The 18,894-nt window shown below is 53.5% G+C and carries 19 protein-coding genes; 13 read left to right on the top strand and 6 right to left on the bottom strand.

Annotation, left to right across the window (positions count from 1 at the left end):
- Positions 1-14: 14 nt before the first annotated feature.
- Complete coding sequence (locus tag ACRBCU_RS06595) at positions 15-659, top strand: LON peptidase substrate-binding domain-containing protein (RefSeq protein WP_431364584.1); 645 nt, start codon at positions 15-17, stop codon at positions 657-659.
- On the top strand, positions 656-847 hold the full coding sequence (locus ACRBCU_RS06590) for a Trm112 family protein (RefSeq protein ID WP_431364583.1): 192 nt from the start codon (positions 656-658) through the stop codon (positions 845-847). Before ACRBCU_RS06595 ends, ACRBCU_RS06590 begins: the two co-directional genes overlap by 4 nt.
- Here ACRBCU_RS06590 and ACRBCU_RS06585 read toward each other — a convergent pair.
- Positions 844-2,106, bottom strand: a complete 1,263-nt coding sequence (locus ACRBCU_RS06585; RefSeq protein ID WP_431364582.1) for a UbiH/UbiF/VisC/COQ6 family ubiquinone biosynthesis hydroxylase — start codon at positions 2,104-2,106, stop codon at positions 844-846. The genes ACRBCU_RS06590 and ACRBCU_RS06585 overlap by 4 nt on opposite strands.
- A 43-nt stretch (positions 2,107-2,149) precedes the next feature.
- On the opposite strand from ACRBCU_RS06585, the gene ACRBCU_RS06580 reads away from it, so the two are divergent.
- From ACRBCU_RS06580 to ACRBCU_RS06565, 4 genes are all read left to right on the top strand, one after another.
- The gene (locus ACRBCU_RS06580) at positions 2,150-3,478 is read left to right on the top strand and encodes an amidase (protein WP_431364607.1); all 1,329 of its coding nucleotides are present in this window, start codon (positions 2,150-2,152) and stop codon (positions 3,476-3,478) included.
- Positions 3,479-3,588: 110 nt separating this feature from the next.
- On the top strand, positions 3,589-4,779 hold the full coding sequence (locus ACRBCU_RS06575; protein WP_431364606.1) for an aminotransferase class I/II-fold pyridoxal phosphate-dependent enzyme: 1,191 nt from the start codon (positions 3,589-3,591) through the stop codon (positions 4,777-4,779).
- Positions 4,780-4,794: 15 nt separating this feature from the next.
- Positions 4,795-7,941: a DNA translocase FtsK gene (locus ACRBCU_RS06570; RefSeq protein ID WP_431364581.1), complete on the top strand. Its 3,147-nt coding sequence runs from the start codon at positions 4,795-4,797 to the stop codon at positions 7,939-7,941.
- A gap of 78 nt (positions 7,942-8,019) precedes the next feature.
- On the top strand, positions 8,020-8,622 hold the full coding sequence (locus tag ACRBCU_RS06565; RefSeq protein ID WP_431364605.1) for a LolA family protein: 603 nt from the start codon (positions 8,020-8,022) through the stop codon (positions 8,620-8,622).
- On the opposite strand, the gene ACRBCU_RS06560 is transcribed toward ACRBCU_RS06565, so the two are convergent.
- Both ACRBCU_RS06560 and ACRBCU_RS06555 read right to left on the bottom strand, forming a co-directional pair.
- Positions 8,623-9,213, bottom strand: coding sequence for a lytic transglycosylase (locus tag ACRBCU_RS06560; protein ID WP_431364580.1), 591 nt, complete (start codon positions 9,211-9,213; stop codon positions 8,623-8,625). It lies immediately after the preceding gene.
- Positions 9,214-9,301: 88 nt separating this feature from the next.
- On the bottom strand, positions 9,302-10,183 hold the full coding sequence (locus ACRBCU_RS06555) for an AEC family transporter (RefSeq protein ID WP_431364579.1): 882 nt from the start codon (positions 10,181-10,183) through the stop codon (positions 9,302-9,304).
- 84 nt (positions 10,184-10,267) lie between these two features.
- On the opposite strand from ACRBCU_RS06555, the gene hspQ reads away from it, so the two are divergent.
- Positions 10,268-10,594, top strand: coding sequence for a heat shock protein HspQ (hspQ, locus tag ACRBCU_RS06550; protein ID WP_431364578.1), 327 nt, complete (start codon positions 10,268-10,270; stop codon positions 10,592-10,594).
- Here the strand turns inward: hspQ and ACRBCU_RS06545 are convergent.
- From ACRBCU_RS06545 to ACRBCU_RS06535, 3 genes are all read right to left on the bottom strand, one after another.
- Entirely contained in the window at positions 10,591-12,168 is a 1,578-nt protein-coding gene (locus ACRBCU_RS06545) for a gamma-glutamyltransferase family protein (RefSeq protein ID WP_431364577.1), read from the bottom strand. The genes hspQ and ACRBCU_RS06545 overlap by 4 nt on opposite strands.
- Positions 12,169-12,501: 333 nt before the next feature.
- Positions 12,502-12,948: an ATP-binding protein gene (locus ACRBCU_RS06540; RefSeq protein ID WP_431364576.1), complete on the bottom strand. Its 447-nt coding sequence runs from the start codon at positions 12,946-12,948 to the stop codon at positions 12,502-12,504.
- 28 nt (positions 12,949-12,976) lie between these two features.
- On the bottom strand, positions 12,977-13,324 hold the full coding sequence (locus ACRBCU_RS06535; RefSeq protein WP_431364575.1) for an STAS domain-containing protein: 348 nt from the start codon (positions 13,322-13,324) through the stop codon (positions 12,977-12,979).
- A gap of 69 nt (positions 13,325-13,393) precedes the next feature.
- Between ACRBCU_RS06535 and ACRBCU_RS06530 the strand changes: the two genes are divergently transcribed.
- The 6 genes from ACRBCU_RS06530 to ACRBCU_RS06505 all read left to right on the top strand — a co-directional run bounded on the left by ACRBCU_RS06530 (position 13,394) and on the right by ACRBCU_RS06505 (position 18,890).
- Positions 13,394-13,855: a GAF domain-containing protein gene (locus ACRBCU_RS06530; protein ID WP_431364574.1), complete on the top strand. Its 462-nt coding sequence runs from the start codon at positions 13,394-13,396 to the stop codon at positions 13,853-13,855.
- Positions 13,856-13,953: 98 nt separating this feature from the next.
- Complete coding sequence (locus ACRBCU_RS06525; protein ID WP_431364573.1) at positions 13,954-14,526, top strand: helix-turn-helix domain-containing protein; 573 nt, start codon at positions 13,954-13,956, stop codon at positions 14,524-14,526.
- 10 nt (positions 14,527-14,536) lie between these two features.
- Positions 14,537-15,157, top strand: coding sequence for a LysE family translocator (locus ACRBCU_RS06520; protein ID WP_431364572.1), 621 nt, complete (start codon positions 14,537-14,539; stop codon positions 15,155-15,157).
- Entirely contained in the window at positions 15,154-15,537 is a 384-nt protein-coding gene (locus tag ACRBCU_RS06515; protein ID WP_431364571.1) for a GFA family protein, read from the top strand. Before ACRBCU_RS06520 ends, ACRBCU_RS06515 begins: the two co-directional genes overlap by 4 nt.
- A gap of 9 nt (positions 15,538-15,546) precedes the next feature.
- Entirely contained in the window at positions 15,547-17,997 is a 2,451-nt protein-coding gene (locus ACRBCU_RS06510) for a GcvT family protein (protein ID WP_431364570.1), read from the top strand.
- Complete coding sequence (locus ACRBCU_RS06505; RefSeq protein WP_431364569.1) at positions 17,994-18,890, top strand: homocysteine S-methyltransferase family protein; 897 nt, start codon at positions 17,994-17,996, stop codon at positions 18,888-18,890. The genes ACRBCU_RS06510 and ACRBCU_RS06505 overlap by 4 nt, the downstream gene beginning before the upstream one ends.
- The last annotated feature ends 4 nt before the right edge of the window (positions 18,891-18,894 follow it).

Here is an 18,894-nt window from a genome sequence, read left to right as displayed (position 1 = left end):
GGGGAGATCGACAGTTGGTAAATATTGGCGACCTTCCTGATCTGCTTCCTGCTTTTCCTTTATCGGGTGCGTTGCTTTTGCCGCGCTCTCGATTGCCCTTGCAGATTTTCGAGCCACGCTATCTCGCGATGTTTGACGACGCGCTTAAAACACAAGGGCGTCTGATCGCTATGATCCAGCCAAACCCTGGGCGAACAGCGGATGAAAAGGGTTTGCATTCAATTGGATGCGCCGGGCGCATTACTCAGTTCGCCGAAATGGAAGACGGACGGTATATGTGCACTTTGTCGGGCATATCTCGATTCCGCCTTGTTGGAGAAGTCGATGGCTTTACACCTTATCGCCGAATTGAGGTGAATTGGGATGGATTTGAGCAAGACAGAAGCGTTCCGGACAAAGACACCGCGTTTGACCGAGATCGTTTTTTAACGCTTCTGACCAAGTATTTCGCGTCGCGAGATCTGGATGCAGATTGGGAAACGTTGAAAAAGGCAGACGATGAGCTTTTGGTTAATTCGTTGTCTATGATGCTCGACTTTAAGCCAGAAGACAAACAAGCCTTGCTAGAGGCACCAAGCTTATCCACGCGCCGAGAAACGCTTGTTACTTTGATCGAGTATTCGATGCGCGGTGGAGATGCAGAGGAAATGATGCAATGAACGTTGAAAACAATGCCCCGGGATTTGACCCTCGTATGCTAGAATCGCTGATCTGCCCGCATACGCATGGGCGGCTTGAATATGATGCAGCTGCGCAAGAATTGGTCTCAAAGAAGGCTGGTTTGGCCTTCCCTATCCGCAATGGCATTCCTGTGATGTTGCTAGATGAAGCGCGAAAGCTCGATTAAAGCGCGCGACCCGTCATCAACTTGGGTAAGTCACCAGTGAGGCCAGCGGCTTCGCGGATAAAGTTACGTCGAAGACTCGGGATCGAGTTAACCAACCCCATTCCTAGATCGCGACCCAACCGTAAGATTGGGTTGTCGTTTGAGAACAGCCTGTTGAACGTGTCCGTCGCCATAGCAAGCGTCGTTGTGTCAAAGCGGCGCCATTGCTGATAGCGCTCCAGCACAAGCGGAGATGCAATGTCTTCTCCACGGCGCTGGGCGAGGATCATAACCTCAGCCAACGCCGCGACATCGCGCAGCCCGGCATTTAAGCCTTGGCCTGCGATTGGGTGCATCCCGTGCGCAGCATCGCCAATTAACGCGAGACGTTCATCAATGAAACGATCTGCAATCGTCAGGTTCAAAGGGTAGGTGAAACGCGCGCCAGAAAGTTTGATCTGGCCAAGAAAATCGCCAAATGCTGGGCGCAACGCTTCCAGATAATCGTTTTCAGTTAGTGCGTTGATGCGCGCTGCATTTTCATCCGTTTCGCTCCAAACAATAGAAGAGCGATTGCCGATGAGTGGCAAGATTGCCAATGGGCCAGACGGCATAAAGAACTGATGAGCGATCCCGCCGTGTGGCTTTTCATGCTCAATTGCGCAGACCAAAGCGGTTTGCCCATACCCCCAGCCTGTGCGTTTGATCTTGGCGCGTTCTGCTGTGCCGCTCTTGCGTCCGTCCGATCCAACAAGCAGACGCCCGCGCAAGATCTCTCCCGACGCGAGCGTCACGGAGGCACCAAGCGCGCTGGTTTCTTGCGCAACAACCGTTTCTTCATTGCGCACTGTAATGGCGGGTTCGTTGTCCAACGCATTCAGTAAGGCACGGCGAAGATAGCGATCTTCCACCATGTAACCCATCGGACCTTCTTCGATCTCTGCGTGATCAAAATGGATGAAAAACGGCGATGGACCTTCGCCCGCGCGACCGTCGGAGACTTTGATTTCAAGCATCGCCTGCGCGTTCTCTTGTAGATCGTCCCATAGCCCAATTGCAGATAGCAATCGCTGCGAAGAAAGCGCCAGCGCATAAGAGCGGCCATCAAATTCACTGGCTTTCCTGTTCGCGACAGGAAGCGCGTCGATGACAGTGCTGGTAAGTCCGCCTTGCGCTGCTGCGAGGGCGAGAGCAGGGCCGTTCAAGCCACCGCCGATGATGATGAGATCGCAATCAAAAGTCATACTCTGCAATATGGGCGCTCGCATAGGATTGTCCATGCGCAACTCTGCCGCTACCGTTCAGTCAAACAGGAGAGATGTGATGCAAGAGTGGCTAACAATGAGCGCTTCAGCGCTGGGACGTGGGATTGAAACGGGGGAAATTGACCCAGTGGCCTTAGCGCAGACCTATCTGGACGCAGCGCGTGCGCATCCCATGAGCAAACGCATCTATGCAAGGCTAACTCCTGAGCGCGCCTTAAGCGAGGCAAAAGCCGCTGCAATGCGGGCGAAGACCGGTCAAAGATTGTCGCCTTTGGACGGTGTTCCTGTCAGTTGGAAAGACTTGTTTGATACAGCTGGGATTGCCACAGAAGCGGGCAGTGCTTTGTTAAAGGATCGCGTTCCGACACAGGATGCAGAGGTCTTGAAAGTAGCAAGCGCGATGGGAACCGTGTGCATCGGCAAAACCCATATGAGCGAACTGGCCTTTTCAGGTCTTGGCTATAACCCAATTACTGAAACATCGCCGTGCGTACATGATCCAGACGCGGTGTCAGGTGGATCATCATCAGGTGCTGCGGCCTCAATTGCCCACAACATTGCGCCTTTAGCGATCGGGTCAGACACGGGGGGGTCGGTGCGCTTGCCTGCTGTTTGGAATGATCTTGTGGGTTTGAAAACGACGTCTGGACGCGTTTCGCTAAAGGGCGTTGTGCCACTGGTGAAAAGTTTTGACACTGTTGGCCCATTGGCGCGCACCGTCGAAGATGCGGCGCAGGCGCTTGCAGCGCTAGAGGGCACAAAACCTGCTGACCTAAGCGGCGCAACGCTTGAGGGATGCCATTTTGCGGTGCTCAATACGCTCGCCTTAGATGATCTCGAAGACCAACCGCGCGCCGCCTTTGAAAGCGCCGTGCAACGTTTGCGTGCAGCAGGAGCCGAGATCACGATGATCGAAGCGCCTGAGATTGTAGAGGCGATTTCTTTTGCTGGACCTCTTTTTCCGGGCGAAGCCTATGGGCAATGGCGCGATGTGATTGATGCAAACCCGGATGTGATGTTCGCACAGGTGCTTGGCCGTTTCCGTGCAGGCGCTGATTTTTCTGCGCCTGACTATGTTGCGGCTTGGGAAAAACTTCACGAGCTCCGCGAAGTTTGGAACGCGCGAATTGCAGGGTTTGATGCGGTGCTTATGCCAACTTGCGCAATTTTGCCGCCTAAGATCGCTGATCTTGAGGCTGATGAGGCCCTTTATGTTGAACGAAATCTGAAAGCGCTGCGTAACACGAGAATTGGCAACCTTATGGGGGCTTGTGCCTTAACGCTTCCTACAGGATTGCCGAGCTGTGGAATAATGCTGGTGGCACGGCCCTTTGAAGAAGAGCGGCTCTTGAGAATTGGCGCGGCGTCAGAGGCCGCGTTGGCCTAAATGCCACAAGTTTGGCCGTAACTTGCGGTTTTCATTGGACGCGAGGTGCGCGCTCAGGTTACTTTAGCCTTAACGGGGCGAAAACGATCCCGAAATTGAGGCAATTGAATATGTTTCCCGAGCGGTTTTCGAACCTTCCGGCCTATGCGTTTCCGCGTTTGCGTGCGCTATTGGACCATCATGAACCCGGCCTCGCGGCGGGTGATGAGGTCGTGCATATGACGATCGGAGAGCCGAAACATGCCTTTCCCGACTGGGTTTCAGGCATAATTTCTGAAAATGCTGCCGGTTTTAACAAATATCCCCCGAATGATGGAACACCCGAGCTACAAGGCGCGATTGCTGATTGGCTGAAACGTCGCTTTGGCGCAGAGGTCGATCCAGCGCATCAAGTGATGGCGTTAAACGGAACGCGAGAGGGATTGTATAACGCGGCTATGGCGCTCTGTCCTGAAACAAAAAATGGCGAGACGCCGATTGTTCTGACGCCGAACCCATTTTACCAAGTTTACATGATTGCTGCTATTTCGGTGGGAGCAGAGGCACATTTCGTAAATGCGACGGCGGCGTCTGGTCATCTGCCTGATTTCACAACCTTGCCGACGGAAGTGTTGGATAGAACGTCGATTGCTTACATGTGTTCGCCTTCAAATCCGCAAGGCGCTGTGGCGACGGACGCGTTTTGGCGTGATTTGATCGCGCTGGGCGAAAAGCATGATTTTCAAATTTTTGCTGACGAATGTTATTCTGAAATCTACCGCGATGCGGCTCCAGTTGGCGCGTTAAAGGTTGCGCAGGACATGGGCGCTGACCCAGAACGCGTTGTTGTGTTTCATTCCCTATCCAAGCGTTCTAATCTGCCGGGGCTACGATCTGGCTTTGTTGCAGGCGGACCCGAGAGCATCAAACGGATCAAGCAATTGCGTGCCTATTCAGGTGCGCCGCTACCCCTGCCGTTGCAGAGGGTGGCGGAAAAAGCTTGGGCTGATGATCATCACGCCGATGAAAATCGCGCACTTTATCAAGAGAAATACCGCATTGCTGACGAGGTTTTCAGTAATGTTCAGGGCTATCAAGGGCCGGAAGCCGGGTTTTTCCTATGGCTTCCCGTTGACGACGGCGAAGAGGCCGCGCTGAAGCTTTGGAAAGAGACGGGAGTGCGCGTTTTACCGGGCGCGTATCTCAGCAAAGACACTGATCAGGGAAACCCTGGCAAAGAATACATCCGGGTCGCAATGGTGGCCCCAAAAGACGAAATGCAGCGTGGACTTGAGAAAATCCGCGACTGCTTATTCGCATAATAACGAGGAACGGCAATGGCATATCAGGCACGGGGACGCGATCCACTTTTGGACAGCAACATGCAGGCCATGATTGAAAAACGGGGCAAAGAAATGATCGGCGTAGCGTTGATCATTCTTGGCGTCATTTCTGCAATGATCGTTGGCTCGTATTCACCGACGGATCCGAGCTGGTTGTCGGCAACGGACGCCCCTGTGCAGAATATGTTTGGTCAGCTTGGAGCATCTATTGCTGCGCCTCTCTTTATGATTGTTGGCAAGGCTGCTTGGGTTATCCCTGTGACTGCATTGGCATGGGGCGTGCGGTTTATTTTGCACAAAGGTGCAGATCGTGCGCTGGGTCGTTTGATCTTTTTACCGATCGCCGTTGTCGTTTGCGCTGTTTATGCATCGTCTTTGGTGCCAAGCGAAAAATGGGCGCATGCCTTTGGTCTAGGTGGATTGTTTGGCGACGCCGTTTTGGGCGCTTTCCTAACATTCTTGCCATTTAGCGCTGCATTCGGTCTCAAACTGGTTGCGTTTTTGTTGGCGATTGCAACGGTCGCTATGATTGCTTTCGTTGTCGGCGCAACCCGCGAAGAGATCAAAGAGGGCGCGCGCTTCCTCGCGATCGGTGTTGTTGTAACCTATGTCATAGCGATGCGTCTCATCGGCAAAGGTGCAAGCGGCGCCATGAAAGCTGCTGGTGACATGCAAGCTCGCCAAAAAGATCGCCGTGAGAACCAACGCGCAGAGGAAGAAGCGCTTGCTGCGCGTCGAGTGGCGCAAGAGCCAGTGATGTCGCATGCCGAGCCAGAGCCGGTGATTGAACCGCTTCTAACCGAGCAGCCAGAGCTAGAGCCAACACCGTTGCCAGAAAAAGAAAAGACAGGATTGCTTGCGCGCATGCCGTCCTTGATCAAGCGTGCGGAGCCGATGCCTGAACCAGAGTTGGTCGAGCAATTGCAAGTAGCCGACTACGCAGAGATGCCAACCGATGACCGCATCAAGAGTAAAATTTCCGACGTTATTAAGCATCGCGCTCGCAATAGCCTTCCCGTTCAGCCCCCGCGTGTTGCCCCTATGGCAAAGTTGCGTGGCCGCGGACCTACACCTTTGGTTGTGGACACGACGCAGGCGAGCCAACGCGTTGAGCCGCCAATGACGGCAACGCTTGTTGCCCAGCCCGTTGCGGATGTGATGAGCAACGCGGGTGGACTTTCTTTTAGCTCAGCTCGTATGGAGCCAAGCGAGATGCCGCAAATGGAAGTTCCTGCGTCTGAGCCTGCATATCTCGGTGCAGAGATGCAAACGCACGCGCCGATCGAACAACCTGTTCCGCAAGAGCCTATGGCAATGGCGTCAGCGGTGCATATGCCCGAGCCTGAGCTAGCGGTCGCACCGATGCAGCACCATCATCCTGAAGCGATGACGTTCGATGCAATGCCGTCAGAGCATTTGCCGCAATCGGAATACCTTGAGGCTCCAAGCTTTGAAAGCGCCCCGCAGGTTGACGAAGACGCGATCGCACAATTTGCACCAGCAGAGATCGCGATTCCAACGCCAGAGCCAAAGAGCGTCGTGCAGCATAGGCCACGTAAAGTGGTAAAGCCTTCAGCACGTGCCAAAGCCGAAGCTCAGCCGTCCTTGAAGTTTGCTGATAGTGCCGCCGCATTTGAACTACCGCCGCTTGATTTGTTGGAAAGTCCAACGACTGTTCAGCGTCATCACCTCAGTGATGAAGCGCTTGAAGAGAACGCACGCATGCTTGAAGCGGTTCTGGATGATTACGGGGTCAAAGGCGAAATCGTTTCGGTCCGTCCGGGCCCTGTTGTTACGATGTATGAGCTTGAGCCAGCACCCGGTTTGAAAGCGTCCCGTGTGATCGGCCTGTCTGATGATATCGCGCGTTCTATGTCTGCTTTGTCTGCGCGTGTTTCTACCGTGCCGGGCCGATCGGTCATTGGCATCGAGCTGCCAAACGAAAATCGCGAAAAGGTAGTCTTGCGCGAAATTCTTGCCAGCCGTGACTTCGGTGATGGTCAGCAAAAACTACCGCTTGCTTTGGGCAAAGACATTGGTGGTGATCCAATCGTCGCTAACCTTGCCAAGATGCCGCATCTTTTGATTGCGGGTACAACCGGTTCGGGTAAGTCCGTGGCGATCAATACGATGATCCTGTCGCTTCTTTACAAGCTAACCCCTGATGAATGCCGTTTGATCATGATTGACCCGAAGATGCTGGAACTCAGCGTTTATGACGGGATTCCACATCTGCTTTCACCTGTTGTGACTGATCCGAAAAAGGCGGTTGTCGCTTTGAAATGGGTCGTGGGCGAAATGGAAGATCGCTATCGCAAAATGTCCAAGATGGGCGTGCGCAACATTGATGGCTACAATTCTCGTGTTGCGGATGCTCTTGGCAAGAACGAAATGTTCTCGCGCACTGTGCAAACTGGGTTTGATGATGAAACGGGCGAGCCAATCTTCGAAACAGAAGAGACGCAACCAGAGAAAATGCCCTATATCGTCATTGTCGTTGATGAAATGGCAGACTTGATGATGGTCGCGGGTAAAGAGATCGAAGCCTGCATTCAGCGCCTCGCACAAATGGCGCGTGCGTCTGGAATTCACTTGATCATGGCGACGCAGCGACCCTCGGTTGATGTGATTACGGGTACGATCAAGGCTAACTTCCCAACGCGTATTTCATTCCAAGTGACGTCGAAAATCGACAGCCGCACGATCCTTGGCGAAATGGGCGCTGAGCAACTGCTTGGTATGGGCGATATGCTGTATATGGCGGGCGGAGCGAAGATCACGCGTTGTCATGGTCCGTTTGTGTCAGATGAAGAAGTCGAAGAAATCGTTAACCACCTCAAGGCTTACGGTCCTCCAAACTACATGAGCGGCGTCGTCGATGGCCCATCAGAGGAGTCTGCAGGCAACATTGATACGGTTCTTGGGCTTGGTGGAAATACAGATGGCGAAGACGCACTGTATGATACCGCGGTGGCGATTGTCGTTAAGGATCGTAAATGCTCAACGTCTTACATTCAGCGTAAACTGGCGATTGGCTACAACAAAGCTGCGCGCCTTGTTGAGCAGATGGAAGATCAAGGACTCGTTTCTCCAGCCAACCACGTAGGAAAACGCGAAATATTGGTGCCAGAGGCGCAATAACGGCGGGTGATTGCCGCTCTCATTTTTGTGAGGGCGGTGTGGGGTGTACCTAATGGTGAGAATGGTTAAATGACATTTATGAAACTAAAGACCCTTCTTCCCGCTGCCGCACTCGTGCTGGCGACCGCAATGCCCGCCGCCGCGCAGAAAATTTCGTTGAATGCGATTTCGACCTATTTGAACGGACTGAAAACGGCCAAGGGCGCGTTTACGCAAATTAATGATGACGGAACGATTTCAACGGGAACGATTTTCATCAAACGCCCCGGACGTATCCGCTTTGAATATAATCCACCCGAGAAAACGCTAGTTTTGGCGAGCGGTGGAGCCGTCTACATTTTTGATCCAAAAACACAGCAGGCGGAAACATATCCGCTCGCGCGTACGCCGCTCTCAATCATTCTCGAGAAGAATGTGAACCTCAATCGCGCGCGCATGGTTGTTGGCCATACCGCAGACGACAAGACGACGACGGTTACAGCGCAAGACCCTGAACACCCTGAATATGGCAATATACAACTGGTTTTCACCGCAAACCCAGTGGAGTTACGCCAGTGGGTGATCAACGATGATGCGGGTAGCCGCACCACCGTTATTCTTGGTGAACTCGATAAAAAGGCGCGGATGAGCAATACACTGTTTGATCCAGATACTGCCCTTCCTAGCGGGAATGATCGCTAATTAACGTCGGCACTTGCGTAGCTGATCGCGATAATCAAGCGATCGGTTGCCCACTTCTGACGCAACGCGCATGAGCCAGCTTTTGCCGTAAAACGTGCCGCGCTTATACCCTGTGTGACCTTCGTGATATGCGAGATACTGGTGCGTTGCATCATCCAGCGCGATGCCATTACGGTCACGCGAACGGCTCATATACCAACCCATAAAGTCCGTGGCGTCGCCGATTCGATCCCGACGCGCTGATCTGCGTCCTTGGTCCTTTTGATACTCTTCCCAAGTCGCGTCTAGCGCTTGAGCATACCCGTATGCAGAACTTTGACGCCCCATCGGAATTACGCCAAGTGTGTATTTGATCGGAGTACGCGCATCGCCCTTGAATTTGCTTTCTTGATACATCGCGGCCATTTGCACATGCACGGGCACGCCCCATTTCCGCTCAGTTTTGCGAAAGGCGGTCATGTATTCGGGGCGCTGCTTTGCGATGCTACACGCGTTATCAAGTTCTCGGGGAGCGGACGATTTACTACCGCCGCCTCCGCCGCAGGATGCGACCAAGCTTAAAATTACCAGGGCGCGAAAGAATCTGCTCATCTGCCTCTCGCTTTTCATACTTTTTTGTTTTGTGCATTTTAGCGCAATTTGCCGAGATTCAAAATGACTTTCGCTTGAAGCGCGCGGGTTAAAGCAGAAATGCGAGCAGGAGCGGTATTGCGGCAACGGACATGACTGTTGAAACAACAACAAGGCCCGCAACGGCATCGCTGTCGCCCCCGTATTTTTCAGAAAGAAGATAGGATGTAACGGCGACTGGCGTCGCGATCTGAACGACAAGAACCGCACGCGCGATTTCATTGAGGCCAAGAAATTCGCTCACGCCAAAGGCGATACCAGCGCATAGAACGACTTTTATTATGGATAGGATGATGGCTTGTCCGATGTGCATTGGCGTCAGTCTGGCCACAGCAACGCCAAGTGTGATCAACATCATTGGAATCGCCATTTGTCCGACTAATTCGAGCGCGTTGGTTAAGAAAGTTGGGGTTTGCCAACCTTGCCACAAGAAGACCGCACCGAGCAAAGTCGCACCGACCAATGGTTCCTTCAGCGCTTTGAGAAAATTCCCACCCCCAGAGACGACCCAGATGCCGAATGTGAAGGAAAGCACTGCCATGACAGCAAAAACAACCATCGCATAGCCAAGCCCTTCTGCACCGAATGCAAAGAGAGCGAGCGGCAAGCCGAGGTTGCCAGTGTTGCCAAAAACGAAAGGGGCAAGGTAGGTTTTTTGCTCAAACTTGAAGAGCCAGAACCCAAAGGCGCCGAGCGCGGCAATAATGGCGTAAGCGATCAAACTGGCGAAAAACAGTGTCGACAACGCACTGGGATCGACCTCGGTTTTCATGAGCGCTGTAAACATCAAACAGGGCACCGCGAGCGTCATCGCGAGACGTGTTACAAATTCAACGCGGTATTCAAAGCCAAGCTTAACCCAGCTAAACCCAACCAGAGCCAACAAAAACACAGGTGCTACGATTTCGAGCACTGTCATAAAGAGGTTCACAAACTGTTTCCCTGAATTTACGTCCAAAAATTGGACAAACCGCACTTGAATTGGGTACTAACCAAATGTAGGGGCTGCAATGCAATGATGACCGCGCACGCAAAATATCACCTTGGGCAGATTGTCCGTCACAAAAAGCACCCGTTTCGCGGCGTGGTTTTTGACGTCGATCCTACGTTCAGCAATACCGAAGAATGGTACGATGCCATTCCTGAGGATAGCCGCCCTAAGCGTGAGCAGCCGTATTATCATTTGCTCGCTGAGAATGACCAAAGCTACTATGTGGCCTATGTGTCAGAGCAGAACCTAATCGCTGACTATTCAGGCGAGCCAGTGGATCACCCGGATATCGAGGACCTGTTTGGCCCTATCGAAGATGGAACTTACCCGCTGCACTTTCAGCTAAACTAGTACCCAAGCGCGCATCCGTCTTTTCTGGGATCAGATGCGCCTACAAGTACTCCGTTGCTTTGAATTTTGATGGATTGCGCGCCGCCGATGGGGCCGCTTGGAATTTCAACTGTGTGGCCTAGATCGGCAAGCTCCGCGCGCACTTGATCTGAATAGCCTTTTTCAACCTTCAGAATCCCCGCGTCCGAGAACGCGCGCGGCGCATCTATTGCGCTTTGTGCATCCATGCCAAAGTCCATCAAGTTAGAAACGAAACGCGCATGTCCATTGGGCTGATATGCTCCTCCCATGACCCCAAAGGGCATCGTCGGAACACCATTTTCAGCGAGCATGCCCGGAATGATCGTGTGCATGGGGCGCTTTCCGCCAGCCAATTCGTTAGGATGGCCCTGCTCCAATGTGAATCCTGCACCACGGTTTTGCAAAAGAATTCCGAACTTCTCTGACGCGATGCCAGAGCCGAAGCCATGGAAAATCGAATAGATCAAAGAGACGGACATGCCGTCGCGATCAACAACGGTGATGTAAATTGTATCTTTGTGAACGGCTTCACTTGTTGCGGCAGGCGCACGCATCGCTTGCTTTGGGTTTATAAGTCCAGCGAGTTTGGTAGCGGTTTCTCTAGACAGCATATGCGCCATGCGGTTCGTATGATCTGGATCCGCCAAAAAACGATTGCGTGCGTCATAAGCCAGTTTTGCAGCTTCGGCTTCGATATGCGCGCGCTCAGCGCCAAAAGGGTCCATTGCGGCAATATTGAACTGGTTTAGAATGTTCAGCATCAAAATTGCTGTCGCACCTTGACCGTTCGGTGGGTGCTCAAACAGATCGCATCCTTTGTAGTTGCCTGAAATGGGCTGAGTTTCTTCAGAGGACACATTTGCAAAATCTTCTTTGCTGTGCGTGCCTCCTAGCGCGTTAAGCGCGGCAAGCATGTCATCTGCGACTTCACCTTCGTAGAATGCCGAGACGCCAGTCTTGGCGATGCGGCGGAGCACTTCGGCCTGTCCTGGCGCGCGAAAGAGTTCGCCTGCTTTCGGGATTTTTCCATTTACTAAGTAGTGCTTTCTAGCGTTGCCTTGCAGCGTCGGTGCCGCTTCGATCCAATCAAACGCAACGCGAGGTGCGACTGGAACGCCTGTTTCGGCATAGTGGATCGTGGGCGCGAGTAGTGTATCGAGTCCAAGTTTTCCCCAAGTTTCCGACATTGCTGAAAATGCGTGCATGGCGGTCGGAATCGTTACTGCCTCGGCTCCATAGACCGGGACGTTACTGTGTCCGCTATCGCGCAGTTTGCCCGCATCTACGCCCATCGGGGCGCGTCCAGAACCGTTGTATGCATGAATTTTATCGCTGCCCGCTGGAGAGACCAGCGCAAATAGATCACCGCCAATGCCAGTCATCTGGGGCTCGCAAATTCCCAAAACCAAGGCACCAGCGATAGCCGCGTCCATCGCTGTACCGCCACGCTTCAGAATGTCGAGGGCTACGTTTGCACCAATGGGGTGCGACGTCGCGCACATCCCATTTGTTGCAAAAACTTCGGAGCGTCCGGGAAAGTGAAAATCACGCATAGGGCCTCGCAATATGAAATTGCGTCGACACTAAGTGTAACGTCTGGAATTGCCAATGCAGGGGATGAGGTTCCCGACGCCGCGTACTGGGTGGGGGCAATTAACACGCGGCGTCGGAATGAAGCTATATGCAGCTACAAGCTAGTTTATGATGCTCTACAAAGGCTGATCTGGGGAGGAAATGGGGCGATTTTCGGGCGTGGCCTGTTGGATTCGCCTAATTTGCAAACCAGAAATGCAGTGTTGAGAGTTCAGCAACCTGTGGGTGTTGGCTGGAAATGCAGCTCAGATTTGATTCTGTCTTGGCTCGTTCGGAAAGAGTTGATTCAGGGTCTAGTGCTGCTCAATTAGAATCGCAAAACGCAGGACATTTTTCCCAAGTGATCGACGATACGACAGCGATGTGGTCATGTCGCGTATCAAGCCCCAACCAAACCCACCTTCCGGCAAACTGTTTAGCTCTGCATTCAGATCATGAGATTGCTTTGCAGGAATTTCGCCCCCAGGAAAAGGAAGCCCTTGGTCAATTAACTCGAACCTCACCAAACTGGTTTCTTTGCAGCAAGTCAGGACAATCGTGCCTACCCCTTTGTCGGAATAGGCATGTTCGACGATGTTATTCGTGGCTTCCGCAAGAACGATTTCAATCGTTCCAATCGTCATGTCATCCAGAGCGAGCGCGTGCAGAGATTGCGTGATCTTGCCAAGTGCGTCGCGCACAGAGTCCTGAGTTGCAGGGAAAACTAAGTGAATGTCATTCGAACCTTGTTGCTCTTGCACGCTTGGCATCTCACTGGCGCAAACGCATTCAGGCAATTTTGGCCTCACAGCTTTTCTCAGCCTCCGCTGTTGTGCCGAAAATTTTGAACACTTTTTCCATTCTTGTCAGCATAAAGACCTTGGCAACAATTGGTGTCAGGCCGGCGAGATGAAGTGGCCTAGCTCCTCCCAAGTGCTTCATTGAAGCGACGATTGCGCCAAGTCCGCTGGAATCTACGAAATCAACCTCTGAAAGATCAAGGACGACCGGAGCGCTTTGATCGGCGGTCAGCTCTTTCATCGTGTCTTTGAATTTTATCGCCGCGGCTGCATCGATACGTTTGTCGAGGACCTTAATGATCTGGAGATCACCGGACATGTCGCTAGTCATTTTCATCTGCTCTTGCCTGTTTTGTAGAATATAGAGACAGAGCTAGAGGCAATTAGTTACGATTCGGTGAGCGCTATGACTGCAGTGAATTACAATGATCTTCGCAATGCGATTCTGTCTTTGACGGAAGGCGAGCACGATGCAGTTGCTCTTATGGCGACTGTCGCCTGCGAGGTCCACAATAGCGATGAGCGTTTCGATTGGACTGGTTTCTACCGAGTTACAGAGCCTAACATATTGAAAATTGGTCCCTATCAAGGTGGCCACGGGTGTCTAGTCATTCCATTCTCAAGGGGTGTTTGCGGCGCTGCAGCGCGCGAAGAAAAGGTTCAGCTTGTTGCGGATGTTGAAGAGTTTGTTGGTCACATCGCCTGCGCTAGTTCGACCAGATCCGAGCTGGTGATCCCTGTTAAGAACGCCGCTGGGCGGCTTTTAGGGGTGTTTGATATTGATAGTGATCAGCCCGCTGCCTTTACGCAGAACGATGCAAACGAGCTGTCGTCTTTGCTCACTCTTGTGTTCGCAAACGCTTCGTAATCAAAAATCCCAAGCATATGAAAAAATCCTTTGATTTTTCACGCATTCTCTGGCTTGATGAAATTCGAGAAGTATTTTTCACGGAAATCTGAGTCGAAATGATCCAATCTGATCTGACAAAAACAAAGAGTCTTGGCGCCGATCTTAGGGCTCTCCGAAAATCGCGAGGCATGACGCTCAGCGAACTTGCGGACATTCTAGAGCGTTCTGTCGGATGGATTAGCCAAGTTGAACGCGATTTGTCTGAGCCTTCTGTTGCTGACCTCAAGCAAATTGCAAAAGCACTTGGCGTGCCTGTTTCGATCTTGTTCGGTCAAGCTCAAACGCCTGCGGGTGAAGCAGGTGTAATTGTCAGATCGCACGCGCGCCGGCCGATCGGCTCGAAGGCGGATGGTTTGGTCGAAGAACTTCTTTCGCCTGATCTCACAGATGACTTTGAAATGGTGCATTCAACCTTTGATCCGGGTGCGTCGATGCAAGAAGCAATTACTCGCGAGACGCAAGAAGTCGGATACTTGGTCTCCGGTGCGCTCGATTTAGAAATTGACGGGCGCGCGTTTACGGTAACCGCTGGCGATAGTTTTCGTATCAAAGGTGTCTCTTATCGGTGGGCCAATCCCTATGACGCGCCTGCGGTTGCGATCTGGGTGATCGCGCCGCCGGTGTATTAGGCGCGCGCGGATGAGTTTTGAGGCATGGACAGTATTTGCGATCTTCTGGGCGGTCTTTGTGACGACGCCCGGTCCGAACGCGGTAAACTGTATTTCTAATGGGATGCAGCTTGGCTTTGTGCGCTCGCTTTGGGGTGTTGCTGCAATCCTCACACAAGCAAGTGCGTTTTTGCTGCTTTCCGCGCTCGGCGTTACGGCGCTCATAGCGGCCTCTGAGACTGCATTCACTATCGCCAAATATATCGGAGCAGCGTGGCTAATTTGGCTCGGGATCAAAGGGTGGATGAACGCCAGTAAACCTGCGCCAAGCCTGCCGCCAACGACGGGCAGCATCTATGGGCGCGCTTTGGCTATCGCGGTCATAAACCCCAAAAGCGTCGCCGGCTATCTCGCCGCTTTTTCGCAGTTTGTTCAGCCGAATGTCCCGATTTGGGAACAAATGAGCGTCATTGTCCCCACGGCCCTTGCCCTAACCACCTTGAGTTATTGCGGCTTCACAGCACTTGGCGCGGGTTTAGGGCGTGCTGCACTCGGGGCGGTCTTCAACACTTGGTTTAGACGCATCATGGCGCTTTGCTTCATTATTTACGGCGTGCTTTTGGGCAGCGCATCAGTTGGGAGAACGACATGAAAACGGGAGGCTGTCTGTGTGGAGGGGTGAGCTATGAGTTACACGGCGAACTGCGCCCCTCTGTTGCATGCCATTGCGATCAATGCCGCAAAACAAGCGGGCATTATGTATCTGCAACGCAAGTTGGCGGCGATCAACTGGTCCTGACACGCGATGAAACGCTGAGTTGGTTTCAGTCTTCGCCCGAGGCAAAGCGCGGGTTCTGCAATCGTTGCGGATCATCGTTGTTTTGGCAGCACGTTGACGACGGCGGCGCGACTTCCGTGATGTCAGGCACCATCGACGGAGCAACAGGCATAACGACAGGCAAACACATCTTTACCGCCTTCAAGGGCGATTACTACGATATCGCGGACAACCTTCCGCAAAGCGAAAACTAGGGAGCGAACATGGCAGACTTTCCAACAACGGCCCGCGTGGTCATCATCGGCGGCGGTGTCGTCGGAACTTCAACACTATATCATCTGGCCAAGGCGGGTTGGAAAGATTGCGTTCTTTTGGAAAAGAATGAACTGACTGCGGGTTCCACATGGCATGCGGCTGGCAATGTGCCGAACTTTGCGGGTTCTTGGGCGGTGATGAACATGCAGCGCTACGGCGCGAAGATGTATCGCACGCTTGGGACCGATGTTGATTACCCGATGAACTATCACGTGACCGGCTCGATCCGCCTCGCGCATTCCAAAGAACGCATGCAGGAATTTGAGCGTGTCGCTGGTATGGGCCGTTATCAGGGTCTGGAAATGGACATCATGTCCCTTGATGACATCAAAGAGAAGCATCCCTTCTGTGAGACGCATGATCTGGCAGGAGGTCTTTGGGATCCATTGGATGGCGACATTGACCCGGCGCAGCTTACTCAAGCGCTCGCCAAGGGTGCGCGCGATGCAGGTGGTCGAATCGAACGTTTTTGCCCTGTGACGGGCATTGATCGCGATGGTGATGAATGGATCGTAAAGACCGACAAAGGCGACATTCGCTGCGAGAAGGTCGTCAACTGCGCAGGTTATTACGCGCAGCGCGTGGGCGAAATGTTCAAGCCGCACGGTGGGCGCACGGTTCCCATGATTGTCATGTCTCACCAGTACTTCCTGACAGGCCAGCTGCCAGAGCTGGAGGCATGGACCAAAGAAAAAGGTCACAAAGTGCCGCTGCTGCGCGATGTCGATATCAGCTATTACCTGCGTCAGGACAAAAACGGTCTGAACCTCGGCCCATACGAGCGCAACTGTAAGGCTCATTGGGTCACGCCAGAAGATCCGATGCCTGAGGACTTCTCTTTCCAGCTTTATCCCGACGATCTGGAACGCCTTGAGTTCTATATCGAGGACGCTATGGCGCGTGTACCATTGCTGGGCGAGGGCGGCGTTGAGCGTAACATCAACGGTCCAATTCCTTACGCGCCTGATGGCTTGCCGATGATCGGCCCTATGCCCGGTTGTCCGAATGCCTTTGAGGGTCACTCCTTTACCTTCGGCATCGCGCAGGGCGGCGGCGCGGGCAAGGTGCTTTCTGAGTGGATCATGCACGGCGAAACCGAAGACGATATGTGGGCCTGTGATCCACGTCGCTACACCGATTATACCGATCACGATCACTGCCTTGCAAAAGCGCTCGAAACTTATGGCCACGAATACGCGATGCACTTCCCGCATCACGAATGGTCTGCGGGTCGCGACAAGAAACTCTCGCCTGTGGATGCGAAAATTCGCGAGCTTGGCGGGCAGATGGGGGCCTATAACGGTTGGGAACGCGCCAATTGGTTTGCCAAGGACGGCGACGATACATCCGAGGAAAGCACACAAACATGGGAGCGTAACGGCCCATGGGAAGCGCGCATCAAGGAAGAAGTCGAAGCGGTGCGCGATGGCGTCGGCGTTCTCGATCTGCCGGGCTTCTCCCGCTTCAATCTGACGGGTGAGGGTGCAGCGGAGTACCTGCGCACTATGATCGCTGGTGCTTTGCCAAAGATCGGCCGCATGAACCTTGCTTACTTCGCAGATAGCCGTGGCCGCATCCTGACAGAAATGTCCGTGATGCGTCATGGCGAGGATCACTTCACGCTGATCACAGCAGCGCTGGCGCAGTGGCATGACTTCTATGTGCTGAGCAAGAACCTGCCTGAGGGCCTTAGCCTAACAGACCACACGACAGAGTATTCAACGCTGATTGTCACTGGTCCAAAATCACGCGAATTGTTCGAAGCCATTGGCACTGCGGCAGACCTCTCCACAGGTTGGCTGACGCACCAAACGGCAACCGTGGCTGGCAAGCCTTGCCATTTGAACCGCGTGAGCTTTGCGGGTGAACTGGGTTGGGAAATCCACGCCGAGAACGCGCATATGCCAGCGCTTTATGAGGCCGTGCTTGGCGGTGGTGCAACGCCGTTTGGCATGTACGCGCTCAACTCGATGCGGATCGAAAAGGGCTATCGTGCATGGAAAGGCGATCTGTCCACAGATTACACCCTGCTTGAGGGCGGTCATGAGCGGTTCGTCAAATTCGACAAGCCACAGGACTTCCCGGGCAAGGCGGCGCTGCTGTCTGAAAAGCAAGCAGGTCGCAAGAAGGGTTTTGTCACGCTCACAATCGATGACGCTTGCGAGTTTGATGCGCCCTACATGTCGACGATCTGGAACGGCGATGAAGTCGTTGGCGAGGTCACATCCTCAGCGATGGGCTATCGCACGGGAAAGTGTATCGCGCTCGGCATGCTGCGCGCTGATCTGCTGGAGGTTGGTACCAAGCTGGAAGTCGAAATCTTCGGTGGCCGTTACAGCGCGACTGTTCAAGAAGATGCGCCCATGTGGGATCCAGCGAATGAGAGGCTGCGTGCATGAGCGCGATCACCCTTTTGGATGGTGGCATGGGCCAAGAGCTGGTGCATCGGGCTGGCGACAGCCCGACACCGCTCTGGTCGACGCAAGTGATGATGGATCGCCCTGGCTTGGTCGCTGAGGTACATCGCGATTTCTTTGAGGCCGGTGCAACGATTGCGACGCTGAACACCTATGCGCTTCATCGTGACCGCCTTGTTCCCGTCGCCATCGAAGATCAATTCAAAGCGCTCCACGCCAAAGCGCTGGGCGAGGCGCAAAGCGCGCGCGAGGCCCATGGCTCTGGCCGTATCGCGGGCAGCATAGGACCGCTTGGCGCAAGTTATCGCGCGGACATCCATCCGAGCGCTGACATTGCTATCCCGCTCTATGCGGAAATTGCCGCTGGCTTTAAGGGCAAGGTCGATTTGGTCATCTGTGAGACTGTTGTCTCGCTCACACATACACGCTGCATTATGGAGGGTGCTAAAGCGGCTGGCGCGGCGATCTGGTGTGCCTTTTCTGTGGATGACGAAGATGGCAGCAAGCTGCGCTCTGGTGAGCCTTTGCTCGAGGCTGCGAAAGTCGCCGCCGACCTTGGTGCAGAGGCCGTGATGGCCAATTGCTCTGCCCCCGAAGTCATTCCGCAGGCTTTGAGTGTGCTTGCCGAAACGGGGTTGCCCTATGGGGCCTACGCCAACGGTTTCACGCAGATCACCAAGGACTTCCTCAAAGAACGGCCCACGGTCGATGCTTTGAGCATGCGTGAGGATTTCACGCCCGAAGTCTATGCGGAACACGTCATGAAATGGGTCGCGCAAGGCGCCACCATCGTCGGCGGCTGCTGTGAAGTCGGTCCCGCCCATATCGCTGAAATTGCCAAGCGCCTTAAGGCCGCTGGTCACACCATCGTTTGAAGGA

Source organism: Planktotalea sp. (assembly GCF_050633725.1).
Classification (GTDB): Bacteria; Pseudomonadota; Alphaproteobacteria; order Rhodobacterales; family Rhodobacteraceae; genus Planktotalea.
This window is presented reverse-complemented; position numbering and strand designations above follow the sequence as displayed.